The sequence below is a fragment of the Streptomyces sp. NPDC046759 genome (assembly GCF_040645475.1).
GTDB lineage: Bacteria > Actinomycetota > Actinomycetes > Streptomycetales > Streptomycetaceae > Streptomyces.
Window position 1 is genome coordinate 23,648 of the sequence record NZ_JBEYYJ010000028.1, and the last position, 26,212, is coordinate 49,859.

The 26,212-nt window shown below is 72.9% G+C and carries 23 protein-coding genes and 2 pseudogenes; 16 read left to right on the plus strand and 9 right to left on the minus strand.

Annotation, left to right across the window (positions count from 1 at the left end):
* Window positions 1-286: 286 nt before the first annotated feature.
* Window positions 287-823, plus strand: coding sequence for an HNH endonuclease (locus ABZ919_RS31300; RefSeq protein ID WP_070027169.1), 537 nt, complete (start codon window positions 287-289; stop codon window positions 821-823).
* Between the two features lie 91 nt (window positions 824-914).
* Here the strand turns inward: ABZ919_RS31300 and ABZ919_RS31305 are convergent, their stop codons facing one another.
* Genes ABZ919_RS31305 through ABZ919_RS31315 form a run of 3 tightly spaced genes read right to left on the minus strand, consistent with a single transcriptional unit; the run spans window position 915 to window position 3,531 of the window.
* Entirely contained in the window at window positions 915-2,270 is a 1,356-nt protein-coding gene (locus ABZ919_RS31305) for an FtsX-like permease family protein (RefSeq protein ID WP_361254189.1), read from the minus strand.
* On the minus strand, window positions 2,267-3,001 hold the full coding sequence (locus tag ABZ919_RS31310; protein WP_361254191.1) for an ABC transporter ATP-binding protein: 735 nt from the start codon (window positions 2,999-3,001) through the stop codon (window positions 2,267-2,269). The genes ABZ919_RS31305 and ABZ919_RS31310 overlap by 4 nt, the downstream gene beginning before the upstream one ends.
* Window positions 2,998-3,531, minus strand: coding sequence for a PadR family transcriptional regulator (locus ABZ919_RS31315; RefSeq protein ID WP_361254193.1), 534 nt, complete (start codon window positions 3,529-3,531; stop codon window positions 2,998-3,000). Before ABZ919_RS31315 ends, ABZ919_RS31310 begins: the two co-directional genes overlap by 4 nt.
* A gap of 183 nt (window positions 3,532-3,714) precedes the next feature.
* On the opposite strand from ABZ919_RS31315, the gene ABZ919_RS31320 reads away from it, so the two are divergent.
* Genes ABZ919_RS31320 through ABZ919_RS31330 form a run of 3 tightly spaced genes read left to right on the plus strand, consistent with a single transcriptional unit; the run spans window position 3,715 to window position 6,394 of the window.
* On the plus strand, window positions 3,715-3,960 hold the full coding sequence (locus ABZ919_RS31320) for a hypothetical protein (RefSeq protein WP_361254195.1): 246 nt from the start codon (window positions 3,715-3,717) through the stop codon (window positions 3,958-3,960).
* Window positions 3,961-6,114, plus strand: a complete 2,154-nt coding sequence (gene malQ, locus ABZ919_RS31325; RefSeq protein ID WP_361254196.1) for a 4-alpha-glucanotransferase — start codon at window positions 3,961-3,963, stop codon at window positions 6,112-6,114.
* 4 nt (window positions 6,115-6,118) lie between these two features.
* Complete coding sequence (locus ABZ919_RS31330) at window positions 6,119-6,394, plus strand: hypothetical protein (RefSeq protein ID WP_361254198.1); 276 nt, start codon at window positions 6,119-6,121, stop codon at window positions 6,392-6,394.
* Between the two features lie 181 nt (window positions 6,395-6,575).
* On the opposite strand, the pseudogene ABZ919_RS31335 reads toward ABZ919_RS31330, so the two are convergent.
* Window positions 6,576-7,141: pseudogene (locus ABZ919_RS31335) on the minus strand (TetR family transcriptional regulator).
* 1 nt (window position 7,142) lies between these two features.
* Here ABZ919_RS31335 and ABZ919_RS31340 point away from each other — a divergent pair.
* Window positions 7,143-7,308: pseudogene (locus tag ABZ919_RS31340) on the plus strand (FAD-dependent oxidoreductase); the annotation flags it as partial.
* On the opposite strand, the gene ABZ919_RS31345 reads toward ABZ919_RS31340, so the two are convergent.
* The gene (locus ABZ919_RS31345) at window positions 7,305-7,823 is read right to left on the minus strand and encodes a MarR family transcriptional regulator (protein ID WP_361254200.1); all 519 of its coding nucleotides are present in this window, start codon (window positions 7,821-7,823) and stop codon (window positions 7,305-7,307) included. The pseudogene ABZ919_RS31340 and the gene ABZ919_RS31345 overlap by 4 nt on opposite strands.
* A 109-nt stretch (window positions 7,824-7,932) precedes the next feature.
* On the opposite strand from ABZ919_RS31345, the gene ABZ919_RS31350 reads away from it, so the two are divergent.
* The 3 genes from ABZ919_RS31350 (at window position 7,933) to ABZ919_RS31360 (ending at window position 10,785) form a co-directional block, all read left to right on the plus strand.
* Window positions 7,933-8,895: an EamA family transporter gene (locus ABZ919_RS31350; protein WP_361254202.1), complete on the plus strand. Its 963-nt coding sequence runs from the start codon at window positions 7,933-7,935 to the stop codon at window positions 8,893-8,895.
* 118 nt (window positions 8,896-9,013) lie between these two features.
* Window positions 9,014-9,856, plus strand: coding sequence for a DMT family transporter (locus tag ABZ919_RS31355; RefSeq protein WP_361254410.1), 843 nt, complete (start codon window positions 9,014-9,016; stop codon window positions 9,854-9,856).
* A gap of 17 nt (window positions 9,857-9,873) precedes the next feature.
* Window positions 9,874-10,785 carry a LysR family transcriptional regulator gene (locus ABZ919_RS31360; protein WP_361254204.1) on the plus strand — a complete coding sequence of 304 codons (912 nt, stop codon included), beginning with the start codon at window positions 9,874-9,876 and terminating at the stop codon, window positions 10,783-10,785.
* 31 nt (window positions 10,786-10,816) lie between these two features.
* Here ABZ919_RS31360 and ABZ919_RS31365 read toward each other — a convergent pair whose 3' ends face one another.
* Window positions 10,817-11,326, minus strand: coding sequence for a DUF1203 domain-containing protein (locus ABZ919_RS31365; RefSeq protein WP_361254206.1), 510 nt, complete (start codon window positions 11,324-11,326; stop codon window positions 10,817-10,819).
* Window positions 11,327-11,438: 112 nt separating this feature from the next.
* On the opposite strand from ABZ919_RS31365, the gene pepN reads away from it, so the two are divergent.
* Window positions 11,439-14,015, plus strand: a complete 2,577-nt coding sequence (gene pepN / locus ABZ919_RS31370) for an aminopeptidase N (protein WP_361254208.1) — start codon at window positions 11,439-11,441, stop codon at window positions 14,013-14,015.
* A 64-nt stretch (window positions 14,016-14,079) separates the two neighbouring features.
* Here pepN and ABZ919_RS31375 read toward each other — a convergent pair whose 3' ends face one another.
* On the minus strand, window positions 14,080-15,099 hold the full coding sequence (locus tag ABZ919_RS31375; RefSeq protein WP_361254210.1) for an aspartate-semialdehyde dehydrogenase: 1,020 nt from the start codon (window positions 15,097-15,099) through the stop codon (window positions 14,080-14,082).
* Between the two features lie 327 nt (window positions 15,100-15,426).
* On the opposite strand from ABZ919_RS31375, the gene ABZ919_RS31380 reads away from it, so the two are divergent.
* Window positions 15,427-15,984, plus strand: coding sequence for a sigma-70 family RNA polymerase sigma factor (locus ABZ919_RS31380; protein WP_361254412.1), 558 nt, complete (start codon window positions 15,427-15,429; stop codon window positions 15,982-15,984).
* Between the two features lies 1 nt (window position 15,985).
* Window positions 15,986-16,882: a hypothetical protein gene (locus ABZ919_RS31385; RefSeq protein ID WP_361254212.1), complete on the plus strand. Its 897-nt coding sequence runs from the start codon at window positions 15,986-15,988 to the stop codon at window positions 16,880-16,882.
* Between the two features lie 50 nt (window positions 16,883-16,932).
* Here ABZ919_RS31385 and ABZ919_RS31390 read toward each other — a convergent pair whose 3' ends face one another.
* Both ABZ919_RS31390 and ABZ919_RS31395 read right to left on the minus strand, forming a co-directional pair.
* Complete coding sequence (locus ABZ919_RS31390) at window positions 16,933-20,262, minus strand: S8 family serine peptidase (protein WP_361254214.1); 3,330 nt, start codon at window positions 20,260-20,262, stop codon at window positions 16,933-16,935.
* Window positions 20,263-20,415: 153 nt separating this feature from the next.
* On the minus strand, window positions 20,416-20,958 hold the full coding sequence (locus ABZ919_RS31395) for a CGNR zinc finger domain-containing protein (protein ID WP_361254216.1): 543 nt from the start codon (window positions 20,956-20,958) through the stop codon (window positions 20,416-20,418).
* Window positions 20,959-21,067: 109 nt separating this feature from the next.
* Here ABZ919_RS31395 and ABZ919_RS31400 point away from each other — a divergent pair, with 109 nt between their 5' ends.
* The 5 genes from ABZ919_RS31400 to ABZ919_RS31420 all read left to right on the plus strand — a co-directional run bounded on the left by ABZ919_RS31400 (window position 21,068) and on the right by ABZ919_RS31420 (window position 26,173).
* Complete coding sequence (locus tag ABZ919_RS31400; RefSeq protein WP_361254218.1) at window positions 21,068-21,514, plus strand: VOC family protein; 447 nt, start codon at window positions 21,068-21,070, stop codon at window positions 21,512-21,514.
* A 2-nt stretch (window positions 21,515-21,516) separates the two neighbouring features.
* Window positions 21,517-22,494 carry a pyridoxamine 5'-phosphate oxidase family protein gene (locus ABZ919_RS31405; RefSeq protein WP_361254220.1) on the plus strand — a complete coding sequence of 326 codons (978 nt, stop codon included), beginning with the start codon at window positions 21,517-21,519 and terminating at the stop codon, window positions 22,492-22,494.
* A gap of 9 nt (window positions 22,495-22,503) precedes the next feature.
* Entirely contained in the window at window positions 22,504-22,980 is a 477-nt protein-coding gene (locus ABZ919_RS31410; RefSeq protein ID WP_361254222.1) for an NUDIX hydrolase, read from the plus strand.
* Between the two features lie 201 nt (window positions 22,981-23,181).
* Entirely contained in the window at window positions 23,182-24,933 is a 1,752-nt protein-coding gene (locus tag ABZ919_RS31415) for a TIGR03767 family metallophosphoesterase (protein ID WP_361254224.1), read from the plus strand.
* A 94-nt stretch (window positions 24,934-25,027) separates the two neighbouring features.
* Window positions 25,028-26,173, plus strand: a complete 1,146-nt coding sequence (locus ABZ919_RS31420) for a serine hydrolase domain-containing protein (RefSeq protein WP_361254226.1) — start codon at window positions 25,028-25,030, stop codon at window positions 26,171-26,173.
* The last annotated feature ends 39 nt before the right edge of the window (window positions 26,174-26,212 follow it).

Below are 26,212 nucleotides of genomic sequence, written 5' to 3' on the forward strand. Positions count from 1 at the left end.
GGGCGGTCAAGGTCTTCGAGGTCACGAAAAGGTCACCGGACGGACAGGGCACCACACTAACGGGGCATCGTGTGTGCCTCGTGCGGATCTGCCAAGGAGGGGCGCAGGAGAGACGGGGCTCACCCTGGCTTGAACTGGTCATGATCCGGGGGATGAATCGGGTGTGGTCGAAAACACTCCCAGCCCGTTACCGGGACATGGTGGCGCTTCCACCTGGCATGAGGGGAGACTGACTGCAGATCGTCCCGGCGCGAGCCACGCGCCGCCGACGCCCAAGGAGGCACCCGTGCCGCACGTCCTGGTCCTCAACGCGTCGTACGAGCCGCTCGGCGTCGTACCGCTCCGCCGCGCGCTCGTCCTCGTCCTGGAGAACAAGGCCGTCTCCCTCGAGGAATCCGGCGCCTATATGCACAGCGCAACCGTCACAGTCCCCGCACCCAGCGTGGTCCGGCTCAAGCGTTTCGTCCGGGTTCCCTATCGGGGGCCCGTTCCACTCACCCGCCGAGCGCTCTTCGCGCGCGACGGAGGCCGGTGCATGTACTGCGGTGGCGTCGCAACCAGCGTCGACCACGTCATCCCGCGCAGCCGCGGGGGCAAGCACGTCTGGGACAACGTGGTGGCCTCCTGCCGCCGCTGCAACCACGTGAAGGCCGACCGCCACCTCGTCGAACTGGGGTGGCGACTGCGGCACAAACCGGCGCCGCCGACCGGCCTCGCCTGGCGCATCATCGGCACCGGGCATAGGGACCCGCGCTGGCTGCCCTACTTGCAGCCGTACGGCGCGGACGACGCCATGGCCCGGATCGACGGCATCTCCGCCTGACGATCCGGGCCTTCGCACACCCCTGGTCACGGGCCCGCGGCCACGGGGTGACCGGTCCCCGGGAGTCCCCCGTTCTCCCGGGGCCAAAAACTCATGCGTACCGCAGTTCCGCCGGGTGTGCCGAGCGGCGTAGCAGGGGCAGAGAGGTGGCCGCCGCCAGCAGGCAGCACGCGTACACGCCGACGGGGACCGCCGCCGCCTGCCACGGCACGGTCAGGGCTCCTGAGGCGCCGGTGAGCGTGCCGTACCAGACGCCGATCGCCATGCCGCCGGCGCCGGCCAGCACCACCGCGGGCACCAGCGGCACCGCGGTCTCCAGCAGCAGCGCCCCGCGCAGTACGGACTGCGGCACCCCGGCGGCGGTCTGGGCGGCCAGGCCCCGGCGCCGCGTGGCCAGGGACTCGGCCGTGCCCACGGCGAGCGCGGACAGCACGAGTGCGAGGGCCACCAGGATCGCGGCGCCGGTCAGGTCCAGCCCCGTCGTGTAGTACGAAAGGCCGGCGGCGAGGTGGTCGGTGCCGGTGCGGCGCACAGCGGCGAGCAGCGCCTGCCGCACGCCGACGTACCCGGTGCCGGCGACCGTCACCAGCAGCACGGCCGCGTGCGTGCGGGCCGCCGCCCACGGGTCGTCGCGCAGCCGCTCCGCCGCGATGAGCAGGGCCGGGCGCCCCGCGCGTACGGCGCACAGCCGGCCCAGCAGCCGGGACGTCCAGCCGGTCAGCCACACCGACACCGCGCCGACCAGCAGCGTCAGGGAGAACACCGTGAGCGGGACCAGGGAGTGCTCGACCGGGCCGCCGTCGAACGGCTCCAGGGCGACGCCCACCACGAGGATCCCGAGCAGTCCGGTCGCCACCCCGAACACCCGGCCGGGCCCCCGCGTGGGCCGCACCCGCCGTACCCACCCCAGCGGGGAGGCCACCACGCGGCGCAGCGCCACGGCGCTCACCGCCGCGCCCAGCACTGGAACGGCGACGGCCGCGAGCGCGAGACCCGTCCAGGTCACCGGGCCGGGATGCCGCCACAGGCGCAGCAGTACGACGGCTCCGGCGACCGTGGCCGTCGCCGCACCCGCGAGGCAGGCCAGCCCCGACTCCAGCGCCGCGATCCGCCGCACCTGCCCGGAGCCGGCTCCCGCGAGCCGCAGCGCGGCCAGGCGGCGATCGCGGTGCACCGCGCCGACGCGGGCGCACTGGCCGAGGAACCCGAGCACCGGGACCAGCAGCAACAGCAGGGCGAAGACGACGCCGTCGCGATCGCTCGCGGAATCGAGCAGCCCGGCGCCGACCGGCATGGAGTAGTAGCCGTCCAGGGTCGCCAGCGTGACGATCACCTGCGCGACGCCCGTCACCAGGGCCGCGCCCACGGCGGTGAGCGCGACCCGCCACCACTCGCGCCGGTCCGACCCCCGGGTCAGCAGCCAGGCCAGCCGAAGATCCGTGCTCATGCCGCCACCCCCGCGGGCAGCACGGCACCGTCGCTCAGCCGCACCTCGCGGTCCGCGTACGCCGCCACCCGGGCGTCGTGCGTGATCAGCAGGACGGCCGTGCCCGCCTCGCGGGCGGTGCGCACCAGGGCCGTCATCACCTGCTCGCTCGCCAGGGAGTCCAGCGCCCCCGTGGGCTCGTCCGCGAACACCACCTTCGGACCCGTGACCAGGGCGCGGGCCAGCGCGGTCCGCTGGGCCTGCCCGCCGCTGAGCTCACCCGGCCGCAGCCCGCCCTGCCCCCGCACCCCGAACCGCTCCAGCCACTCGCCGGCCCGCGCCTGTGCGTCCGTGCGCGACGCGCCCGCCAGCATCAGCGGCAGCGCCACGTTGTCCAGCGCGGTCAGCTCCGGGATGAGCTGCCCGAACTGGAACACCACCCCGAAGTCGGTCCGCCGCAGCTCGCTCAACCGCTTCTCCGCGAGCCGGTCGAGTCGCTGACCGGCGTACGTCACCGCTCCCGAGTCCGGCCGTACGATCCCGGCGAGGCAGTGCAGCAGCGTGGACTTGCCGCTGCCGCTGGCGCCGGTCACGGCGAGGATCTCGCCGGTGTCCAGCGTGACCGAGGCGCCGCGCAGCGCCACGGTCCTGCCGTGTGCCTTGGCCAGGTCACGGGCCGCCAGGAGTGGCACAGCACCGTCCCCCCTCTTCAGCGCGTCCCTGTTCCGCACGTCGCTGTCCCCCTTGCTCATGCCGGGTCGACCTCCGCGGTCAAAGTGGTCAGCCGGGCGGCCGTGGTGTTCATCCAGCGGAGCTCGGCGTCGAGATGGTTGAGGGCGTAGTCGGCCGACAGCACGGTCGCCAGGTCGGCGGCCGGGTCTGTCTTGACGGCCGTGAGCTGCCGCATCCGCTCCATGTGCGCGGCACGCTGGGCGGCGAGGTACGCGGCCGGGTCGCCGCCGGCCAGGATCGCCACGACGACCTTCGCGAAGATCTCGTTCGCCACGAAGGGCGCCGGAGGGCTGACCTCCGCCGCCCACCGGCCCAGTTCACGAGTGCCGGCGTCCGTCGTCCGGTACAGCGTCCGCTCCGGGCCGCCGTCCGCGTCGGTGCCCGTCACCTCCGCGAGTCCGTCGCGGACCAGGCGCTGCAAGGTCGTGTAGACCTGCCCGTAGGCCAGCGGACGGGCCTGCGGAAACCGTTCGTCGTGGCGTCGCTTGAGGTCGTAGCCATGGCTCGGCCCAGCCGCGAGCAGACCCAGGAGGATGTGACGGGTGCTCATGCAGCCCATTATGCACTCGATACATGTACTGAGTGAATAGTGATCGGGGGGCGCGCAGACCCCGGGCCCCGTGTTCGGGCAGCCGTGGGGAGTGCCGACGCCGTCACGGGGTAGGCCTGCCGTAATCCGTTCAAAGCCAGACCATCCGGCCGGCCCGCGCCGGCCCGACGAGAGGAGGCCCCCGTGGCCGCACCGGCTCGACTTCCGATCCCGGCCCAGTGGAAACCCGAGGCGGCCCCGTCCGCCCCGACCGACGGCGCGGCGCTGTGCGTGTTCAGCGCGGAGAGCGCCGACGCCCAGGCCCCGCTGACCAGCGAACCGCCACTGCCCGATGCCGAGCCCCTGACCAGCGAACCCCCGCTCGCCGACACAGCCGCCCTGACCAGCGAATCCGACCCGGTACCCGGCTCCTTCGCGTCGGGGCTGTAGATGACGGCGGCGCCCGACGAGAACCTGGTACCTCCGGCAGGGGACCTGTCCCGGCTCGCCGAACTGCACGGGGTCGCCACCTCCTACAGCCCCGCCCCGGGCCGCAGCGTCCCGGTCGCCGCCTCCGCCGTCGTCGCGGCTCTGGCCGCCCTCGGCGTCGACGCGGCCGGCCCGGCCGCCGTACGCACCGCGCTCGCCGCACGGGAACGCGAGCTGCGCGAGCGCCTGCTGCCGCCGACGCTCGTGCACTGGGCCGGCGACCCGCAGGGCCCCGCCGCCCTCGCCGCCCTGCCGCCGGGCACCCGCCTGCGCGTGGACACCGAGCAGGGCGAGCACCGGGACACCACCGCCGACCTGCCGCTCGGCGTGCACCGGGTGACCGCCGCCGCCCCCGACGGCCGCACCGGACACGCCCACCTCGTCGTCGCCCCCGACCGGCTGCCCACCCCGCCCGGCCGTTCCTACGGCCTCCTCGTCCAGCTGTACTCCCTGCTCTCCCGCCGCTCCTGGGGCATGGGCGACCTCGGTGACCTCGCCGAGCTGGCCGGCTGGGCCGGCCGCACCGCCGGAGCCGGATTCGTGCAGGTCAACCCGCTGCACGCGGCCGTACCCGGCGCTCCCACCGACCCGTCCCCGTACCGCCCGTCCTCCCGGCGCTTCCCCGACCCCGTGCACCTGCGGGTCGAGGACGTCCCGGAGTTCGCGTACGTCGAGGACCGCGAGCGGCTGAGCAGCCTGCTGGAGCGCGCCGAACGGCTGCGCGCCGACGTCCTCGACAAGGGCGCCCTCATCGACCGGGACGCGGTGTGGGAGCTGAAGCGTCAGGCGCTCGACCTCGTGCTCGCCGTCCCCCTCGCCCCCGGCCGCCGGGCCGCCTACGACGACTTCCGCGCCGCCCACGGCCGGGCCCTCGACGACCACGCCACCTGGTACGCCCTCGCCGAGGCCCACGGCCCCGACCGGCAGCGCTGGCCCGAGGGCCTGCGCGACCCCCGCTCGGCCGCCACCGCACGCGCCCGCGAAGAGCTCGCCGACCGGGTCGAGTTCCACACCCGCCTCGCCTGGCTCACCGACGGCCAGCTCCGCGCCGCCCAGCGCGCCGCACGCGAGGCCGGGATGCCCGTCGGGATCGTGCACGACCTCGCCGTCGGCGTGCACCCCGACGGCGCCGACGCCTGGGCCCAGCAGGACGTGTTCGCCACCGGCACCTCCGTCGGCGCCCCGCCCGACGCCTTCAACGCCCGGGGCCAGGACTGGGGCCTGCCGCCCTGGCGCCCCGACCGGCTCGCCGCCACCGGCTACGCCGCCTACCGCGACCTGCTGCGCGCCCTCTTCCGCTACGCCGGCGCCCTGCGCATCGACCACGTCATGGGCCTGTTCCGGCTCTGGTGGGTGCCCCAGGGCAGCGCGCCCACCGGCGGCACGTACGTCCGGTACGACGCCGACGCCATGCTCGCCGTCCTCGCCCTGGAGGCCACCCGCGCCGGCGCCGTCGTCATCGGCGAGGATCTGGGCACCGTCGAGCCCGGCGTGCGCGAGACACTGCAGCGGCGCGGGGTGCTCGGCACCTCCGTGCTGTGGTTCGAACGTGACTGGGAGGGTGACGGGCGTCCGCTGCCGCCCGAGCGCTGGCGCGCCGACTGCCTGGCCACCGCCACCACCCACGACCTGCCGCCCACCGCCGCCCGGCTCACCGCCGACCACGTCGACCTGCGCGACCGCCTCGGCCTGCTCACCCGCCCGGCGGCCGAGGAGCGCGCCGAGGCCGTCGCCGACGCCGCCGAGTGGCTCGCCCTGCTGGGCAGCCTCGGCCTGCTGGACCTGGCGGCCGCCGGACCGCCCGGCAGCGACGAGGAGGAGGAGATCCGTGCGGTCCACCGCTTCCTGCTGCGCACCCCGGCCCGGCTGATCGGCGTCTGGCTCCCGGACGGCGTCGGCGACCGCCGCCCGCAGAACCTTCCGGGGACCTGGGACCAGTACCCGAACTGGCGGCTGCCGATCGCGGACCGCGAGGGCCGGCCGATACCGCTGGAGGAGCTGACGGCGTCACCCCGGACGAGGGCGCTGCTGAATGTGTTCGCGCAGGTGACGGACGGAAGGATCACCCGTACGGGACCCCGGGCGCGTGGCCTTCCGGGTGATTCGCTAACTTGAGACCGTGGACAAGAAGAACGCCCTGCGCGCCGGCGCCCTGGCCGCCGGTACGACGCTGATGATGCTGCTCATGTCGTCCCCCGCCCTCGCGCTGACCCGCGACGACGGCGACGACCCCGGCCCCGGCCTGAGCGTCGTCCAGACGCTGGGCCTCTACGTGCTGATCCCGCTCGCGCTGTTCGCGATCATCGCCGGTCTGGTGATGGCGCTGGACAAGTCCAAGATCAGGACCATCAAGCCCTCGGCCGACGCCAGGACCGAGGCCAAGGCCAAGGCCTGACCGGACACCGATTCCGTCGCCGGGGGCGCCTGTCCTCCCGTCGGTACGTGCGCACCGCCGTACCCGGGTGAGGTCGGCGCCCTCGGCGTTTCCGCCGTCGGGCACGGCTCTGTTGCAGCCACCCGGCCCGCGCGGTCCGGCGACGCTCAGGGGCGGGCGCGGTCAGGGGCCGGCGCGGGGTTCAGGGGCTGGGCGCGGTCAGATACCGCTGCACGGTCGGACCGAGCCACGCCCGCAGTTCCCCGCACGTCAGCTCCCGCGCCGGCGGCAGCCGCAGCACATAGCGGGTCAGGGCGAGCCCCAGCAGCTGCGCGGCACACAGCGCGGCGCGCGCCGGGACCTGCTCGGGGTCGGGACAGACCTGCCGGGCCACCGGAAGCAGCTGGTCCCGGAAGATGCCCTGCATCCGCTCGGCCCCGGCCCGGTTGGTCGCGCCGGCCCGGAGGACGGCCGTCAGTTCCTCGTTCTCCTCCCACAGGTCGAGGAAGCGGCCCACCAGAGCCCGCCCGACCTCGTCCCACGGCACCCGCGTCAGGTCGGGCAGCCGCAGATCCAGCGCGACGGCCGGCGCGAACAAAATCCCTCCTTGCTGCCGTAGTAGCGCATCACCGTCGACGGGTCGATGCGCGCGTCCTTGGCGATCGCCCGGATGGTGGCCCGTTCGTAGCCGTCCGCGGCGAACCGCTCGCGCGCGGCCGGGCTCCAGGACGCCGCCAACCTGGGCTGGAAGCTGGCGGCGGTCGTCACGTACCCCGCGCCGCGCGGTGCCCACCGCCTCACAGGCGCCCGGGTCCCGGACGTCGCCCTGGCCGGGCGGCGGCCGTCTGCACGAGGCGCTGCACGGCGGCCGGTTCGCCGACTCGGCCGACCCGGCGGACATCGAGGCGGCGGTCGCCGAGCGCGTCGGCGGTTAGTGCGGTCCCTCCGTGGTTCCCGCCAGCAACTCCCTGAGCAGGTCGGCCAGTTGGCCGACCCGCTCGTCGTCGAGGAGGGACAGGGCCTCCGTCTGGACCGCGAGGCCCGCGCCGACCGCCCGGTCGATGACGTCCAGCCCCTTCTCGGTCAGCGTCACCTGCAGTCCGCGGCGGTCGTGCGGATCGGGGGAGCGGCGCAACAGGCCGGCCCTCTCCAGCTTGTCGAGGCGGCCGGTCATCCCGCCGGTGGTGAGCATGAGCGTGGCCGACAGCTGGCGGGGGGAGAGGGTGTACGGCTCGCCGGCGCGCCGCAGGGTCGCGAGCACGTCGAACTCACCGCGTGAGACGCCGTAGGGCCGGTACGCCTTCTCGGTGCGGTCGCCCATGGTGCGGGCCAGGCGGTAGATCCGCCCGAAGACCTCCATCGCCCTCGAGTCGAGGTCGGGCCGCACGGCCGCCCACTGGTCGATGATCGCGTCGACGGGGTCCCTGCGTTGCCGGCTGCCTTCGTCCATGGGCCGAGTATCGCTGGGCCGGCGATCGGCCACAAGAAAGTGGCTTGCCATTAAGTCGCTTAGCGCTAAGCTACTTTCTGCCAAGTTACTTTGTCCGAGGGGTGACACGATGAAGGCGGAGGAGAAGCCGGCCGTGAACCGATCCGCCACCATCGCGCTCACCGCACTCGCCCCCGTCTCCTGGGGCACCACCTACGCCGTCACCACCGCCTTCCTGCCCCCGGACCGCCCCCTGTTCACGGCGCTGATGCGTGCCCTGCCCGCCGGTGCGGTCCTGCTCGCGCTCACCCGGGTGCTGCCCCGCGGCCACTGGTGGTGGAGGTCGGCGGCGCTCGGCGCGCTGAACATCGGCGCCTTCTTCCCGCTGCTGTTCGTGGCGGCGTACCGGCTGCCCGGTGGCATGGCCGCCGTCGTGGGCTCGGTGCAGCCGCTGTTCGTCGTGGGCCTCTCGGCCCTGCTGCTCGGGCGGCGACCCGACCCGCGCACGCTCGCCACCGGTGTCGTGGCCGCCCTCGGCGTCAGCCTCGTCGTCCTGCAGGGGGCCGGAAGGCTCGACGCCGTGGGAGCGCTCGCGGCCTTCGCCTCCACGGCCTCCATGGCCGCCGGTACGGTGCTGACCAAGCGGTGGGGCCGTCCGGACGGGGTCGGTCCGCTCGCCCTCACCGGCTGGCAGCTCACCGCGGGCGGCCTGCTGATCGCGCCCCTCGCCTGCGCGGTCGAGGGCACCCCGCCCGCCCTGGACGGCCGGGCCGTGGGCGGCTACCTCTATCTGGCCCTCGCCAATACGGCCGTCGCGTACTGGCTCTGGTTCCGCGGCATCGGCCGGCTGACCGCCGGGCAGGCCGCCTTCCTCGGTCCGCTGTCCCCGCTGACCGCGGCCGTCGTCGGCTGGGCGGCACTCGGTCAGACGCTCACGCCGGTCCAGGCGGCGGGCATGGCGCTGGCGTTCGCCGCGACGCTGGCGGGGCAGCTCGGCGGAGTCGACGGGCGCCCGCCCCGATCGTTCAGTCATGCTGAAAAGAAGCGTCGAAAAGATTCGATGGACCTGACAGGTGACGCGCTGCGACGGTAGGGGCACCCCCCCACCGCCCAGCGAAAGGACCTCAGTGGCCGCCGTCCTGCCCCGGACCCCGACCCGCACGACCCTCGCCCCGACTCTCGGCGTCCCGACCCGCCGCCCCCTCGTCGGCCTGGCCTGTGCGCTGCTCGCCACGGTCGTCTGGTCCGGCAGTTTCGTCACCTCCCGCGGCCTGCACGACAGCGTCCCGCCCGTCCAGCACGCGTTCTGGCGCTGGGTGATCGCGCTGATCGCCGTGGCACCCTTCGGCGCGAGGCAGGCCTGGCGGCAACGGCGCCTGCTCCGCCGGCACGCACGCCACGTCCTGGGCGCCTCCGCCCTGGGCGTGGCCGTCTACAACACCCTCGTCAACCAGGCGGGTCTGACCACCCCGGCCGCCACCATGGGCATGATCATGGCCGCCTCGCCCGTGCTCATGGCGGTGTTCGAACGGCTGGGCGGCGTACGGCTCGGTGCGCGGCGCACCACCGGGCTGCTCATCGCCTGCGCGGGCGTGGCACTGCTCGTCGGCGGCGGCACCGGCTTCCCGTCCGGCGGCCTGTGGATGTCCGCGGCCGCCTGCTGCTTCGCCGGCTACAGCGCGCTGCTGCGCCGCGGGCCCGCCGAACTCTCCGGCACCGGCTTCCTGTTCACCACCTTTCTGATCGGCACGGTGCTGCTGCTGCCCGTCCAGGCCGCGAGCCTCTTGCTCCAGGGCGGCTTCACCCCGGCCCCGGGCACGGTCCTGCCCCTCCTCTACGGAGGGCTCGCCTCCTCCGCGGTGGCCTTCTTCGCCTGGAACAAGGCCGTCGCCCTGATCGGCGCCACCCGCGCGGGCATCGTCTACCACCTCCAGCCGGTCTGTGCGGCCGTGCTGTCCTGGGCCGTGCTCGGCGAGGACACCACCGGGACGCACCTGCTGTGCATGGCGCTGATCCTGGGCGGGGTGGTGCTGGGCGCGGGCGCCTCCGGGTGACGTGTAGCTTTCCCGGCATGGCCGAGTGGGACATCCGGAAGCTGCAGATCCTGCGCACCCTGCGCGAGCGCGGCACCGTGACGGCGACGGCCGAGGCCCTCCACATGACCCCCTCCGCGGTCTCCCAGCAGCTCACCAACCTCGCCCGGCAGCTCGGCGTGCCCCTGCTGGAGGCCCAGGGGCGCCGGGTACGGCTCACCGACGCCGCCCGCCTGGTGCTGACGCACACCGAGCCGGTCTTCGAGCAACTGGAGCGCACCCAGGCCGCGTTGGCGGCGTACGCCCAGGGAGAGGCCGGGGAGGTCCGGATCGGCGCGTTCTCGACGTCCGTTCCCGCCCTGGTCGTACCGGCCGTACGGGCCCTGCGGGCAAGGCACCCCGGGGTCACCGTCCGTGTGACGGAGGCGGAGGCCGCCGAGGCCTACGACCTGCTGGCCGCCGGCGAGGTCGACCTCGCCCTGTCCCTCGCGGCCGAGGCGCCGGGCGCGGCCGGCTCCCGCTTCACCCAGGTGCCCCTCCTGGCCGACCCCCTCGACGTGGCCCTTCCCCCCGGCCACCCGCTCGCCCGCACGGACCGTCTGAACCTGACCGACCTGGCCGCGGAACCCTGGATCTTCGGCGGCAGCGGCCCCTGGTCGGACATCACGCGCCGCGCCTGCGAGGCAGCCGGTTTCAGCCCCTTCCAGGGCCATTCGGCCTCCGGCTGGACCGCGATCCTCGCCATGGTGGAGGCCGGTATGGGCGTGGCCCTGGTCCCGCGCATGGCCGCGGCCCGCCGCGACGGGGTGGTCATGCGGGACCTCGGGCCGGACGGCCCGGTGCGGCATGTGACGGCGGCGGTCCGCCGGGGCGGGGAGACGGGGCGGGCGGTGGCCCGGGCACTGGAGGCTCTCCGGCGTGCGGCTGCCGCCGGTGTCCCCGGGGCGTGAAACCGCACCGGAACTCCGCCTCGCGGCTCCCTCAGTCCCGCCGCACCTCGTACAGGAAGCATCCGTACTCCACGGCCCGCACGTGCACCAGCGCCACCTCCGGGTCGGCGAAGGCCTCCGCCAGGGCCGCCCGGAAGGCGCCCGGGTCCCGTGCGGGTTCCACCAGCCGGCCACCCAGGATGCGGCCGCCGGCCGAGTAGCGGCGCAGGACGCGGTGGGCGTCGGTGAAGGGCAGGCCGGGGCCGGACGGACCCGGGCAGTCCCCGGCGTGGACGAAGACCGGGCCCTGCTCGTCGTACGCCCCCGGAGCGGCGCCGGTCCCGGCCGCCCAGCGGCGCAGGGGCGCGTACGAGACCAGGGCGATCGGCTCGCCGGGCTCGCTGCGGCGCAGGCAGCAGCGCAGCGGGGCGCCACCCTCCTCGTCAATGAAGGGGGCCGCGGGGCGCCCCGCGTCGTCGGTGGTCCGCAGCTCCTGCAGAACCCGGGGCGGGATGGGGCGCGGCATGCATGCCGCCGTCCGGGGTGCCTGGATCGTTGTCATGTGTCCAGCGTCCTGCCCCGGCGCGCCGCTCACCGGCGGGAACCGGACATCGCGTTCCCCGTGGATCCCATGGAAGGATGACGCAACCGACACATAACGAGGAGATGACCGCGTGCCTGGCACAAACCTGACTCGCGAAGAGGCGCAGCAGCGGGCCGAGCTGCTCACCGTTGACTCGTACGAGATCGATCTGGATCTCTCCGGCGCGCAGCAGGGCGGTACCTACCGGTCCGTGACCACGGTGCGCTTCGACTCCGCCCGGAGCGGCGCGGAGTCCTTCATCGACCTGGTGGCTCCGACCGTGCACGAGGTGGTGCTCAACGGCGACGAGCTGGACCCCGCCGAGGTCTTCGAGGACTCCAGGATCGCCCTGCCCGGCCTGCTGGAGGGACGCAACGTCCTGCGGGTCGTCGCGGACTGCGCCTACACCAACACCGGCGAGGGGCTGCACCGCTTCGTCGACCCCGTCGACGAGCAGGCCTACCTCTACACCCAGTTCGAGGTCCCGGACGCCCGCAGGGTGTTCGCCTCCTTCGAGCAGCCGGACCTGAAGGCCACCTTCCGGTTCACCGTGACGGCGCCCGAGGGGTGGACGGTGATCTCCAACTCGCCGACCCCGCAGCCGCAGGACAACGTCTGGGCCTTCGAGCCGACCCCGAGGATCTCGACGTACATCACGGCGATCGTCGCGGGCCCGTACCACTCCGTGCACAGCGTGTACGAGAAGGACGGGCAGAGCGTGCCGCTGGGCATCTACTGCCGCCCGTCCCTCGCCGAGTTCCTCGACTCGGACGCCATCTTCGAGGTGACCCGCCAGGGCTTCGACTGGTTCCAGGAGAAGTTCGACTACGCCTTCCCCTTCGCGAAGTACGACCAGCTCTTCGTGCCCGAGTTCAACGCGGGAGCCATGGAGAACGCGGGCGCCGTCACCATCCGCGACCAGTACGTCTTCCGGTCCAAGGTGACCGACGCGGCGTACGAGATGCGGGCGGAGACCATCCTGCACGAGCTGGCCCACATGTGGTTCGGCGACCTCGTCACCATGGAGTGGTGGAACGACCTGTGGCTGAACGAGTCGTTCGCCACCTACACCTCCATCGCCTGCCAGTCCGCCGCGCCCGGCTCGAAGTGGCCGCACTCGTGGACCACGTTCGCCAACTCGATGAAGACCTGGGCGTACCGGCAGGACCAGCTGCCGTCCACCCACCCGATCATGGCGGACATCCGTGACCTGGACGACGTCCTCGTCAACTTCGACGGCATCACGTACGCCAAGGGCGCGAGCGTGCTCAAGCAGCTGGTCGCGTACGTCGGCGAGGACGAGTTCTTCAAGGGCGTGCAGGCCTACTTCAAGCGCCACGCGTTCGGCAACACCCGCCTGTCCGACCTGCTCGGCGCGCTGGAGGAGACCTCCGGACGCGACCTGAAGACCTGGTCGGGCAAGTGGCTGGAGACGGCGGGCATCAACATCCTCCGCCCCGAGGTGCAGACGGACGCCGACGGTGCCGTCACCTCCTTCGCCGTCCGCCAGGAGGCCCCGGCCCTGCCCGCCGGCGCCAAGGGCGAGCCGGTCCTGCGCCCGCACCGCATCGCCATCGGCCTGTACGACCTCGACGAGGCGAGCGGCAAGCTGGTGCGCACCGAGCGGGTCGAGCTGGACGTCGACGGCGAGCTGACGGCCGTACCGCAGCTGGTCGGCAGGCGTCGCCCGGCGGTGATCCTGCTGAACGACGACGACCTGTCGTACGCCAAGGTCCGCCTGGACGAGGACTCCCTGCAGGTGGTCACCGAGCACCTCGGCGACTTCGAGCAGTCCCTGCCGCGCGCCCTGTGCTGGGCCTCGGCCTGGGACATGACGCGGGACGCCGAGATGGCCGCCCGCGACTACCTGTCCCTCGTCCTGTCCGGCATCGGCAAGGAGTCGGACATCGGCGTGGTGCAGTCGCTGCACCGCCAGGTCAAGCTCGCCATCGACCTGTACGCCGACCCGGCCGCCCGCGAGGCCCTGCTGGCCCGCTGGACCGACGCCACGCTGGCCCATCTGCGCGCGGCCGAGCCGGGCAGCGACCACCAGCTGGCGTGGGCTCGTGCCTTCGCGGCGACCGCCCGCACCCCCGAGCAGCTGGACCTGCTGGAGGCGCTGCTGGAGGGCACGCAGACCGTCGAGGGCCTGGCCGTGGACACCGAGCTGCGCTGGGCGTTCGTGGAGCGGCTGGCGGCCGTCGGCCGCTTCGACGAGGCGGAGATCACGGCCGAGTACGAGCGGGACCGGACCGCGGCCGGCGAGCGGCACGCGGCGACGGCCCGCGCGGCCCGGCCCACCCCGGAGGCCAAGGCGGAGGCCTGGTCCTCGGTCGTCGACTCCGACAAGCTGCCGAACGCCGTGCAGGAGGCCGTGATCGGCGGCTTCGTCCAGACCGACCAGCGCGAGCTGCTGGCGTCGTACGCGGACAAGTACTTCGAGGTCCTCAAGGACATCTGGGACTCCCGCTCGCACGAGATCGCCCAGCAGATCGCCGTCGGCCTGTACCCGGCGGTCCAGGTCTCCGAGGAGACCCTGGCCAGGACGGACTCCTGGCTGGCCGCGGCCGAGCCGAACGCGGCGCTGCGCCGCCTCGTCTCGGAGTCCCGCTCGGGCGTCGAACGGGCCCTGAAGGCCCAGGCGGCGGACGCGGCGGCGGGCCGGTAGGACACCGTGAGGGCGCCCGGCACGTGCCGGGCGCCCTCACTTTTTCGGGCGCTGTGCCTGCGCCCTACTTCGCGGACAGCTCCGCCGCGACCAGCTCCGCGATCTGCACCGCGTTCAGCGCGGCGCCCTTGCGGAGGTTGTCGTTGGAGATGAACAGCGCGAGGCCGTTGTCCACGGTCTCGTCGCGGCGGATGCGGCCGACGTACGACGGGTCCTGGCCGGCCGCCTGCAGCGGGGTCGGGATGTCGGAGAGGGCCACGCCGGGGGCCCCGGCGAGCAGCTCGGTGGCGCGGTCCGGGGTGAGGGGGCGCGCGAAACGGGCGTTGACCTGGAGCGAGTGGCCGGAGAAGACGGGCACGCGGACACAGGTGCCGGCGACCTTCAGATCGGGGATCTCCAGGATCTTGCGGGACTCGTTGCGCAGCTTCTGCTCCTCGTCGGTCTCGTTCAGACCGTCGTCGACGAGGTTGCCCGCGAACGGCAGCACGTTGAAGGCGATGGTGCGCTTGTAGACGTTCGGCTCGGGGAAGTCGACCGCCTGCCCGTCGTGGGTCAGCTTGTCGGCCTCGGCGGCCACCTTCTGCACCTGGCCGTGCAGCTCGGCCACGCCCGCGAGACCCGAGCCGGACACCGCCTGGTAGGTGGCGACGACCAGCGCCTCCAAGCCGGCCTCCTCGTGCAGCGGCTTGAGGACCGGCATCGCGGCCATCGTGGTGCAGTTCGGGTTGGCGATGATGCCCTTGGGACGGTCGGCGACCGCGTGCGGGTTCACCTCGGAGACGACCAGCGGGACCTCGGGGTCCTTGCGCCAGGCCGAGGAGTTGTCGATCACGACGGCGCCCTGGGAGGCGACCTTTTCGGCCAGCGCCTTGGAGGTGGCGCCGCCCGCGGAGAAGAGCACGATGTCCAGGCCGGTGAAGTCGGCGCTCGCCGCGTCCTCCACCGTCACCCCGTCCAGGACGGTGCCGGCCGAGCGGGCCGAAGCGAACAGACGCAGCTGCGTGACCGGGAAGTTCCGCTCCGTGAGGATCCTGCGCATGACCGTGCCGACCTGACCGGTGGCTCCGACGATTCCGACCCTCACAGTGACTCCCTCTTTGTGTCTCGTGCATGACCGGGGCTTTTCCATCATGCGGCCGACCCCGGTCCACCTGTCCAATTCTTTGCGAGACGTGCTCGAAGAGTGGGACACGATCACCCGGCGGACGGTTCCTGACGTCCGTCGAACACCCCGCTGAGCTGGAGAAATTCCCTCGCCCGGACGCCCGGGCCGCAAGCTGTGCTGTCCCGTCCCTGCCCGTACGGGTCCCGGTCACACGGCGATGTGACGTACGCCTCCGTGACCGCTCGAACCGGCCGAACGTTCCGGCACGCTTCCGCGTCGTAGGAGAAACGCGTGAGGGGGTGGCTTGTGCTGCGCGGAGGGGCGCGCCGCGACCGGGGGGAGTACGCCGCCGGTACGGACCGAGGGGACCGTACCGGCGACGATCCGCTGGACGCGGCCCAGGAACGCCGGGTGCGGGCGGTGCTCGCGCTCGGCGGGGTGCCGCAGTCGGACCTGCCGGACGGGGTGCAGCAGGTACGGCTGCGGCTGCTGGAGCGGACCGCGAGCGGCCGGGAGGCGCCGCGGGACGTGTCGGCGTGGGCGGCGGTGGTCGCCTCCAACCTCGCCATGGACTGGCACCGGGCCAAGAGGCGCCAGGAGCGGCTGGGGGAGCGGCTGGCCGCGCTGCACGAGCCCGCGCGCCCCTCCGGCGAGGAGACCAGCCTGCTCTCCCTCGCCGTCGCCCGGGGCCTGGACGGACTGCCCGCCGCGCAGCGGCAGGTCCTCGTCCTGCGCTTCTTCGCCGACCTGCCCGTCCGGGGCATCGCCGACGAGCTGGGCATCCCCGAGGGGACGGTCAAGAGCAGGCTGCACTCGGCGGTCCGCGCCCTGCGCGACCGCCTGCACGAGGACGAGGTGGTGTGACGTGACCGCCGGACACGGGGGCGCGCAGGACCCGGACGGTACGGGAGACGCCGGGGAGTACGGCGGCATGGACGCGCTGATGGCCGCCATCACGGGGGAGCCGCTGCCCGAGGAGGCCCGCAGGGATCCCGCCTTCCTGGCCGGGCACCGGGCGGCCGAGGCCGATGTGGCGGTCCTGAGGGAGCAGCTGGCCCTGATCGCGGAGGCGCTGACGGGGGAGCGTGCGGACGGGGTGCCGGGGGAGCGGGGGGCGCCCGGCGAACATGCCGGGAAGCCTCGTACGGTGCCTCGGCCGCGCGGTGTCACCCGGCCGGTGCGGGCCGGGCGCCGCCCTCCGCGGCCCCCACGCCCCGGTCGTCCCTCCGGGCCGCGCCGGGCGCTGCGGGTCGCCTTCGGCACGCTCGCCGGTGCCACGGCCTGCGCGCTGGCTGTCGGCTTCGGCTGGCTGGTGGCGCACTCCGGCGGCTCGGACGACAACGCCGGTGCCGCGGCCAAGGGCGTGGGCGACGCACCGGCCAAGATCTCCGGGGACGACGGGAAGCCGTCCGACCCGGCACGTGTCCTGGCCTGCTCCCGGCTCGTCGTGGAGGGGACCGTGGCCGAGGTGGAGCCGCAGCAGCAGTCCCGCCGGTCCCGGATCACGCTCACCGTCATCCGCTCCTACGAGCCCGCGCACGGGCCGGCCCGGGTCAGCTTCCTGCTCGGTCCCGGCGCGACACCGGCCCCTCGCCCGGGCCAGCACGTGCTCGTCCGGATCGGCTCCGGGCGGACGGTCCCGGGTCTGTGGGCCGTCGGTGACACCCGCGTGGCCGCCAACCGTGCCTGGATCACCGAGGCGCTGCCGAAGTCACGGCACACCACCTGCTCCGTCGAGGAGGCGCCCACCGAGAAGCCGTGAGGGGCGGGCGTCCCACCGGACACCCGCCCCCCGTACGGCCGGTCACCCCACTACGGCGTGACCTTGTCGATCTTCACGTTGCCGATGCCCGCCACCGTGCCGCGTGCGTTCACCAGCTGGATCCGGCCGAAGAACTCGCGGCCGGCCGGTGCCTCGGCGGCGGCCGTGACCTGGCCGGTGACCGTGGCCGTGTCGCCGGTGCCGAGCGCGACCGGTGCGGCGGCGTCGACCGTGACCGAGCCGAGGGCGGGGGAGAAGAAGACGTCCCGGTAGTCGTAGCCCGTCGCACCCGACGGGACGGAGTAGCCGACGACCTTGATGGTGTACGTACCGGCGGCCGGGGACGGGATGGACACCGCCTCCTCGGAGTCGCCGTCGGCGGACTGGGCGACCTGCTTGCCGGACGCGTCGTACACCGTCAGGTCGAGGTCGGCGGCCGTGTCCGACACGCCCCCGATGGCGACGTCCAGCGTGGTGGCGCCGGCCGGGACGTCCACCGTGGTGGTCTGCGTCTCGCCCTGCCCGATGGACGGGCGGGCCGTCCTGGCCGAGCCGAGCGGGCCCCCGGTGAGCCTGCCGTCGAGGGCCGCGTACTGGTTGGTGACCTTCCAGGTCGCGGCGACCGGCGTGCCCGCCTTCGCCTCGGGCACCGTCACCGTCTCCGGGTCGAAGGCCGCGCCGAGGACGGAGACGTCGAGCGTGTACGGGTTGTCCAGCAGCGGTGACGTACGCCGGGACTCGACCTCCACCTCCCAGACGCCGGGCTGCGGGTCGGTGTAGGAGCGCACGTCCGGCCTGCAGCCGTTGCCGTCCAGGTAGTTCGGGTAGCAGTACGGGGTGCCGGTGTTGTCGACCGGGACGCCGTACGGGTGGACGGCGATGAAGCGGGTCTGGCTGCCGTCCTTCAGTCCGCCGAGCGCGACCTGGAGCGACTTCGCACCCTGGGGCACGGTCAGGAAGTACGACCGCGTGCTGTTGCGCTGCACCGAACCCGTGGCCGAGTAGGTGAAGTTCACGGGAGCCGAGACCACGACGGTCGTCAGGATCTGCTTGTCGGTCCCCGGCGTCCTCGGGTCGTCGACCTCCAGGATCGCGCTCTTGATGCCCGCCGACGCCGGGGCCGCCTGGACCTTCACCGTCACCGGCTGGTTCAGCGGCAGCTTCACGACGTCGTCGCCGAGGATCCGGAAGGTGTGCCCGGCGTCGTTCGCGAACCGCAGCCGGTGCCGGACGGCCGTGTCCGGGCCCGAGGTGCGGGTGACGGTGATGTCGTACGTCTTCCGCCGGCCCGCCTCCAGGCCGCCCTCGCGGTCGTACAGGCCGGTGCCGAGACCGGGGGTCTTCAGGGACTGGTCGAGCGCGGTGTCGACGGGTGCCTCGACGGTGTAGTCGTGCGCGGTGGCGTGGTCGCGGATCGCGTCCCATGCGCCGACGACGTCGATCAGGCCCGCCCCCTCCTCGTACGCCTGAACTCCCCTGATGTGGTGGGCGGTCGAGGTGAGCGCCGTGCGCAGGTCGGCGGGTGTGAGGCCGATGCCCTTCTGCTCGGCGGCGCTCAGCAGCAGCGCGCTCGCACCGGCCGCCTGCGGGGAGGCCATCGAGGTGCCCTGGAGCATGGAGTAGCCGGCCGGGAGGGAGTAGCCCGCCTCGGCGACCGGGGAGCCGGGCAGCCAGGTCTGGGTGGTGTTGATCGCGGCGCCGGGCGCGGTCAGGGTCGGGGTGAAGCCGCCGTCCTCCCGCGGGCCGCGCGAGGAGAAGGGCATCATCTGGTACTTCTTCTCCACGACCGAGCCGTAGTTCGCGGCCCAGGTCTCCTTGGAGACGGCCGCGCCGACCGAGATGACCTTGTCGGCGAGACCCGGGTCGCCGATCGTGTTGGCACCCGGTCCGGAGTTGCCGGCGGAGATCACCAGCTGGACGCCGTAGGTGTCGATGAGCCGGGTGTACAGCTCGGCGCGCGCGTTGTCGCCGTCGTTCAGCGCGGGCAGGCCGCCGATCGACATGTTGACGATGTCGACGCCACGGTTCGCGACCAGGTCGATCATGCCCTCGGTGAGGGCGACGTTGGTGCAGCCGCCGGTCCAGGTGCAGGCCCGCGAGGAGACGATCTTCGCGCCGGGGGCCGCGCCGTTCATCTTCCCGCCGAACAGGCCGTTCGCGGCGGTGATGCCGGCGACATGCGTCCCGTGCTCGGACTCGATGACGCCGATGTTGACGAAGTCGGCCTTCTTGCCGACCCAGGACCCGCCGTAGGGGTCCATCGGCACGTCCTTGCGGATCTGCACGACGAACGGCACCCGCTCGGCCACGTCGGTCTTCGGATCGTCCGTGCCGAAGTAACCGACCTGGTAGCCGTCCTTGTACGGCTTCATCGGGGTGTCGTCGGTGAAGTCGTGGTCGTTGTCCAGGTCGACGGTGACGGTGCCGGCCGCCGGGTCGTACAGCACGCCCCAGCTGTCGGTGGTGTCGCCGTCGCGGTTCAGGTCGCCCTTCTCGTCGCCGCCGGTGGTGGCGGACTCCTTGAAGGTGCTGATCCCGTAGGAGCCGGAGGGCGCCGTCCAGGTCGCGCCGCCGTAGGAGAAGCTCGGCCCGGAGACCGTGGTGACCATCGGCCGCCAGGTCGCGTCACCGTCCACGATCGGGTCGGTGGAGGTCACCCAGTCGACGATCTTCCGTTCGCCGGTGGTGGTCTTCTGCAGCGCCGGGTGACCGAGGTCGACGCCGGAGTCGAGGATGCCGATCGTGATGCCGCGGCCGTCCCACTTCGGGTGGTCCTGGACGAACTCGACGGCACCGGTCTCGAAGGACGGGTTGTACGGGTTCTTCGCGGGGGTGTTCCGGCCCGGCCCCGGGTAAGTGGCGGAGCCCGCCGGGGCCTTGGCGCCTGCCGCGGACTTGGTGCCGTTCGGGCCCGGATCGTCGAGCGGGATCTCCTGCTTGAGGTCGATGGCGTGCACCGAGGAGAGCCGGGCGGCCGCGGCGATGGCCGAGTCCGCCTTCGCCGTCGGCACGGTGGCGCGGACGTAACCGAGTCTGTCGTAGGTGCGGCCCACCGAGCCGCCCTTGACGGCGTCCAGCTCCCGTGCGACCTGATCGGTCTGTCCCGGGGCCGTCGCGATCATCATCGTGACGTTCTTGTCGCCGTCGGCTTTGGCCTCGGCGAGCAGGTCGGCGTCGTCCGAACCCAGCTTGTCATGGGCGGACTTGACGCCGGAGCCGGAGCCGGAGCCGGCGGCGGCCGCGGCGGGCGGGGCCGGGGCGGCCAGGGCCAGGGGTATCGGCCCGACCGCGGAGAGGGCGGCCACCACGCCCACGGTCACGGCTGTGCGGGCCAGGCGTCTGCCACCAGGTATGGGATCACGCTCAGGCGTGTGGGTCATCGGCATCCCTCAGGTAAGGAGCGAGCGGACAAGGGCGCTCAGCTTTACCCAAGGGGCTTGTCTTTTGGGATCGTTGACCGAATCGATATGGATGTATGGGGAAAACCCGCGATGGGTTTTGCGCGGAGACGGACCATATGGTGGGGGATCCGCTCACTTCTCCTTCGAGCGCGCGTAATGCCGGGACGCCTTCGCGCGGTTGCCGCAGGCGGCCATCGAGCACCAGCGGCGGGTGCCGTTCCGGGACGTGTCGAAGAAGTGCAGGATGCAGCCGCCGCCGGAGCAGGTGCGGATCCGCTCCGGCGCCCTGCCGAGCAGGTCCAGGTAGTCGCGGGCGGCGAGCCAGGCCGGCCCCCAGGCCGGATCGGTGAACTCGGGTTCCTCGGCGGGACCGTCGGCGGTCAGCCGGGGCCGGATCCGCCCGTGCGCCAGTACGGCGTCCACCAGTGGCGCCGCCTCCCGCGGTGACCCGTGCACCGCCGCCGCGATCGCCTCCCGCGCCTCGCGCAGATGGCGCAGCGCCTCCGGACCGGCCGGATGGGCGCCGGTCAGCCCGTTGCTCGTGAGCCAGACCGCCAGCCCGCCGGTGTCGTCGAGCAGGTCCTGGGTGACGCCTTCCTGGTTCCACCGGGTGTTGAGCAGGTCGAGAGCCAGGGGCTCACCGGTGAGGGGGCGGGGGTCTCGGGCGGCGGTCATCGGGCACTCCTTCTCATCTAACCGCTCAATTGTATGTGAGCGGTTGACCGGTCGGCATCTAACCGTCTAAATTCATCTATGAAGGTTAGCCATTCCCAAGGAGGGCCCCATGGCTCCGCGCATCGCGCACGCAGGCCTGAACGTCACCGACCTCGACCGCTCCCTCGTCCTCTACCGCGACCTCCTCGGCTTCGCCGTGCTCGCCGAGGGCAAGGAGGACGACCAGCGCTGGGCGATGCTGGGGGAGATCGGCGGCTCCCCGCTCGTCACCCTCTGGCAGCAGGCGCAGGGGCGGTACGACGGCGACCGGTCCGGGCTGCACCACCTCGCCTTCACGGTCGACTCGATCGACCGCGTCCGGGAGTACGAGACGGCGCTGCGGGCCGCCGGAGTGGACTTCGCCCACGACGGCGTGGTCGCCCACCGCGAGGGCGGGACCTCGGGCGGTATCTTCTTCCGCGACCCGGACGGCATCCGCCTGGAGATCTCCGCCCCGCTCGGCCCCGACGGCGCCCCGGCCCCGCACGCGACCGCTCCGACCTGCGGCTTCTTCTAACCATGGGCGCCTATCACGCGGGCTCGCTCGCCGTGCAGGAGCTGATGGGCGTACGTGACCGCGCCGATCACGTCGGCCGCTCCCTCGGCCAGGACATCAAGCCGGTCGCGGCGGCCTTCCTGGAACTCCAGCCCCTGCTGATCGTGGGCGCGGCGGACCCGGGGACGGGGAGTGTGTGGGCGTCGGCGCTCACGGGCGACCCGGGATTCGTCCGGGCCACAGGGCCCCGGCAGATGTCCGTCGCCCTTGGTGCCGGGCACGCGTCCGGTGCGCGGACGGACGGCCGGCCTGTGGGGGCGCGGGGAACCGCGCGAGCGACCGCGGCCGGCCGGCGTCCGCACGGCGACCCGGGCGGGCCGCTCGCCGCGGCGCTGAAAACCCCGGGCACTCACATCGGCACCATCGCCCTCGACCCCCGCACCCGCCGTCGCATGCGCCTCGACGGCCGGCTGAGCCCGACCCCCCGCGGGTTCGCCGTCACCGCGGACCGGGTCTTCTCCAACTGCCCCAAGTACATCCAGCGCAGGGAGTCCTACGAGACCCTCCCCGACCGAGAGCCGGGCCCCCCGCACCGCCTGGCCGAACTCGCCCCGCAACACGCCGCGTTCATCCGTGCGTCCGACACCTTCTTCCTGGCCACGGTCCATCCGGCCGGCGCCGACGCCAGTCACCGCGGCGGCAGTCCCGGCTTCGTCCGGGTCACCTCTGCACGCGAACTGACCTGGCCGGACTACCCGGGCAACGCCATGTTCCTCTCCCTCGGCAACCTGCGAAGCGACCCCCGCGCCGGACTGTTCTTCCTGGACTGGAGCACCGGCACCACCCTCCAGCTCACCGGCGAGGCGCGCACCGAATTCACCGCGGCGGGCAACCGCACGGTCCGCTTCACCCTCACCGAGGCCGTGTGGACGCCGGCCGCCCTGCCGCTGCGCTGGTCCGCCCCCGAATATTCACCGGCGAATCCGGACCTGCCGGGCTAACGTCCCGGAATGAGACGGAACTTGAGGGTGGCGGCCTACGCCGTATGCGTCCGCGACGGACAGATCCTGCTCGCCCGGTCACCCGGCCTCGACGGCGGACCGCCCGAATGGGTGCTGCCGGGCGGCGGCATGGAGCACGGCGAGGACCCGTACGACACCGTGCGCCGCGAACTCACCGAGGAGACCGGTTACCGCATCGAGGTGACCGGTCTGCTCGGCGTGGACTCGCACCGGCTGACCGTGGGCCGGCACGCCGACCACCATGCACTGCGTCTCGTCTACGAAGGACAGGTCGTCGGCGGTGAACTCCGGTACGAGATGGACGGCTCCACCGATTTCGCAGCATGGCAGGACCTTTCGGTCGTACCGGACCTGAACCGGGTGCACCTGGTCGACGTCGCGCTGCGCCTGTGGCGGGAGCGCCCCGTGCACGGGCATCTCGCCCCCGGAGTCCGTCCCCTACCCCAGGAGATGAACGAGGAGTAACTGCCCCGGGGCCGCCCGCAATCCACTCCATGACCGCGGCCGGTACCCCGAGATCCACGTACGGTGATCGGCGCTGCGCGTTGCCGCCGCGTTCACGCGCAGGTCATCCCCGGTGCCAACGATCCAGAGTGAGCGGGGCGTTCGCGGATGCGATCGACCCGCGACCACTGCCGACGCGTTCGCACTCGGGGAGATCGCGCCATGTCGCGCCTACGCTCTGTCGCCACCTCCGCTTCGGGGGTCAACCGCCGTACCGTCATCGCCGCCGCCGGAGCGGTCTCGCTCTCCGCCAGCGTCGGCTACGCCCTCCGCCCCACCGACAGCGAGGCCGCCACCACCGCCGCGACGCCGGTCGCCCACTCCCGGCAGGCCACCGCGGCGGCCCCGCTCGCCCCCTACACCAAGGGCACCACGCTCGCCTCCGTCGCCGCGCCCCGGAACAGCTCCGGCTACCGGCGGCTCGGCGACGGGCCCGGCTGGGCGCGCGTGGTGCGCGGTGAGCTGGCCACGCCCAAGTCCGGCCGCGCGAGCCGCCGCCACGCCCTCGCCGCGTTCGTGCAATTCACCGACCTGCACCTGATGGACGTCCAGCACCCTCTGCGCTGGGAGTTCCTGCGCGCGGCCGATCCGCACTCCTGGCGGCCGCAGGAGGCACTCACGGTGCCCGGCGCGATCTCGCTCGTCGAGCGGGTCAACGCGCTGCGGGGCGCCCCCGTCACCGGCGCCCCGCTCCACTTCGTCATGACCACCGGCGACAACACCGACAACAACGCCCACTCCGAGCTGGAGTGGTTCATGAAGGTGATGAGCGGTGGCCGCATCAGCCCCAACTCCGGTGACCCCAGGCACTACGAGGGCGTGCAGAACAGTGGTCTGCAGCTGTTCTGGCAGCCCGACGCCGCCCTCCGCGACTACGACAAGGCGCTCGGCTTCCCGGAGCTGAAGGGTTTCCTGGCCGCCGCGATCCGCGAGGTGCAGAGCCCCGGCCTGAAGCTGCCCTGGTACTCCACCGTCGGCAACCACGACGCCCTCCCGCTCGGCGCCTACGGCTCCCACGGCGACCCCTACCTCGCCGAGGCTGCCATGGGCGGCAGGAAGCTGATGAACGTCCCGGCCGCCGATGCGAAGAAGCTCCTGGCCTCCATCAACAACGGCACCGACCCCAAGGGCACCGGATACCGCGACTTCCTCAAGGCCCACGCCCGCTCGATGCGTTCGGTCACGCCGGACGAGAGGCGCGCCCCCTACACCCCCGCCGACTACCTCAAGGCCCACCTCGACCCCGCCCACCAGGGCCACGGCCCGGTCGGGCACGGCTACTCCTCGGCGAACCTCGACGCGGGCACCCAGTACTACGCCTTCCGCATCGCCGACGACGTCATCGGCATCAGCCTGGACACCACCGACGCCGGCGGCTTCTACGAGGGGTCCGTCGGCACCGCCCAGCTGAAGTGGCTGGACAAGACGCTGAAGGACAACAAGGACTCCTACGCCGTCGTCTTCAGCCACCACACGAGCAAGTCGATGGACAACACCCGCCCCGACCCGGCCCGTCCCGGCGAGAAGCGGCACAGCGGCGCCGAGGTGATCTCGGTCCTGTCCGCCCACGCCAACGTGCTGGCCTGGGTGAACGGGCACGTCCACCGGAACGTCATCACCCCGCACCAGGCCTCCGGCGGCCGCTCCTTCTGGGAGATCTCCACCGCCTCGCACATCGACTACCCCCACCTGGCCCGCATCATCGAGCTGGTGGACAACAAGGACGGCACGATCTCCCTGTTCACCACGCTGATCGAGTCCGCCGCCCCGCACCGCACCGACTTCGCCGACCTCTCCCAGACCGGCCTCGCCGCCCTCTACCGCGAGCTGGCCTACAACGCCCCGGGCGCCAGCAAGACCCTCGCGGGCAGCGTGACCGACCGGAACACGGAGCTGGTGCTGAAGAAGGGGTGAAAGTCACCCAACCGGCCCAACGGCAGGCAACCTTCCCGTACCCCTCACCGGTTTGTCCCCTCGACCGCACCGACATCACTGGTTGGGGGAAGACATGCGCGCACGCACGACACGCACGACCCTGGTGGGCACCGCCGCCCTGCTCGTCTCGGCGGCCCTGACCGCTCCGGCCGTGGCCGCCACCGGCACACACCCACGGAGCGGCCACGCCGGCACGCTGAAGGCCGTCGAGGCGGCCGTCGCGGCCGGCGTGCCGGGGGTGACCACCACGGCGAAGGACACCCGCGGCACCTGGTCCGCGACGGCCGGTGTCGGCGACACACGCACGGGCCGGCCGCGCTCCACCGCCGACCGCTACCGCGTCGGCAGCATCACCAAGACCTTCGTCGCCACCGTCCTGCTCCAGCTGGAGGCGGAGGGCCGGCTGTCCCTGGACGACACGGTGGACACCTGGCTGCCGGGCGTCGTCCAGGGGAACGGGAACGACGGCCGGCGGATCACCGTCCGGCAGCTGCTGAACCACACCAGCGGCGTCTACAGCTACACCGAGGACGCGGACTTCGGCCGCGCCTACTTCACCGCGGACGGCTTCGCGCAGCACCGCTACGACACCCTGGCACCGCGTCAGCTGGTCGCCGTGGCGATGCGGCACAAGCCGGACTTCGCGCCGGGGACGTCCTGGCACTACTCCAACACCAACTATGTGATCGCCGGCATGCTGATCGAAAGGGTGACGGGACACTCGTACGCCACCGAGATCGCCCGCCGCATCATCGGACCGCTGCACCTGAGGGCCACCTCCCTGCCCGGTACGACGGTCACCGTCCCGCAGCCGAGCAGCCGCGCCTACTCCAAATTCACCGATCCGAAGAGTCCCGTTCATGACGTCACCACCCTCAATCCCTCCCTCGCCTCCTCGGCGGGCGAAATGATCGCGGACTCCGCCGACCTCGACCGCTTCTACGGCGCCCTGCTCGGCGGAAGACTCCTTCCGGCGCACGAGCTGAAGGAGATGAAGACCACGGTGGACACCAAGATCGCTCCCAATGTCCGGTACGGCCTCGGCCTCATGGACACCACGCTGAGCTGCGGTGTTCATGTCTGGGGCCACAGCGGTGGCATTCACGGCTCGGTCAGCGAGGCGGATGTGACGGTGGACGGGCGGCATGCCCTGGCGCTCAATTTCAACGGCGACTGGGCCGGGGACACGGCTGCCGTACTCGAAGGGGAATTCTGTTAGGCACCGTTTCATTCGCGTCATTCCGCGTTAACGCGCCCG

What these genes read in the sequence shown, in the direction of transcription:
- ABZ919_RS31305 (WP_361254189.1), bottom strand. Translation starts at nt 2,270, where the DNA reads ATGAGCACGGATCTTCGGCTGGCCTGGCTGCTGACCCGGGGGTCGGAC.
- ABZ919_RS31310 (WP_361254191.1), bottom strand. Translation starts at nt 3,001, where the DNA reads ATGAGCAAGGGGGACAGCGACGTGCGGAACAGGGACGCGCTGAAGAGG.
- ABZ919_RS31315 (WP_361254193.1), bottom strand. Translation starts at nt 3,531, where the DNA reads ATGAGCACCCGTCACATCCTCCTGGGTCTGCTCGCGGCTGGGCCGAGC.
- malQ (WP_361254196.1), top strand. Translation starts at nt 3,961, where the DNA reads ATGACGGCGGCGCCCGACGAGAACCTGGTACCTCCGGCAGGGGACCTG.
- ABZ919_RS31345 (WP_361254200.1), bottom strand. Translation starts at nt 7,823, where the DNA reads ATGGACGAAGGCAGCCGGCAACGCAGGGACCCCGTCGACGCGATCATC.
- ABZ919_RS31350 (WP_361254202.1), top strand. Translation starts at nt 7,933, where the DNA reads ATGAAGGCGGAGGAGAAGCCGGCCGTGAACCGATCCGCCACCATCGCG.
- ABZ919_RS31360 (WP_361254204.1), top strand. Translation starts at nt 9,874, where the DNA reads ATGGCCGAGTGGGACATCCGGAAGCTGCAGATCCTGCGCACCCTGCGC.
- ABZ919_RS31365 (WP_361254206.1), bottom strand. Translation starts at nt 11,326, where the DNA reads ATGACAACGATCCAGGCACCCCGGACGGCGGCATGCATGCCGCGCCCC.
- ABZ919_RS31390 (WP_361254214.1), bottom strand. Translation starts at nt 20,262, where the DNA reads ATGACCCACACGCCTGAGCGTGATCCCATACCTGGTGGCAGACGCCTG.
- ABZ919_RS31395 (WP_361254216.1), bottom strand. Translation starts at nt 20,958, where the DNA reads ATGACCGCCGCCCGAGACCCCCGCCCCCTCACCGGTGAGCCCCTGGCT.
- ABZ919_RS31400 (WP_361254218.1), top strand. Translation starts at nt 21,068, where the DNA reads ATGGCTCCGCGCATCGCGCACGCAGGCCTGAACGTCACCGACCTCGAC.
- ABZ919_RS31405 (WP_361254220.1), top strand. Translation starts at nt 21,517, where the DNA reads ATGGGCGCCTATCACGCGGGCTCGCTCGCCGTGCAGGAGCTGATGGGC.
- ABZ919_RS31410 (WP_361254222.1), top strand. Translation starts at nt 22,504, where the DNA reads ATGAGACGGAACTTGAGGGTGGCGGCCTACGCCGTATGCGTCCGCGAC.
- ABZ919_RS31415 (WP_361254224.1), top strand. Translation starts at nt 23,182, where the DNA reads ATGTCGCGCCTACGCTCTGTCGCCACCTCCGCTTCGGGGGTCAACCGC.
- ABZ919_RS31420 (WP_361254226.1), top strand. Translation starts at nt 25,028, where the DNA reads ATGCGCGCACGCACGACACGCACGACCCTGGTGGGCACCGCCGCCCTG.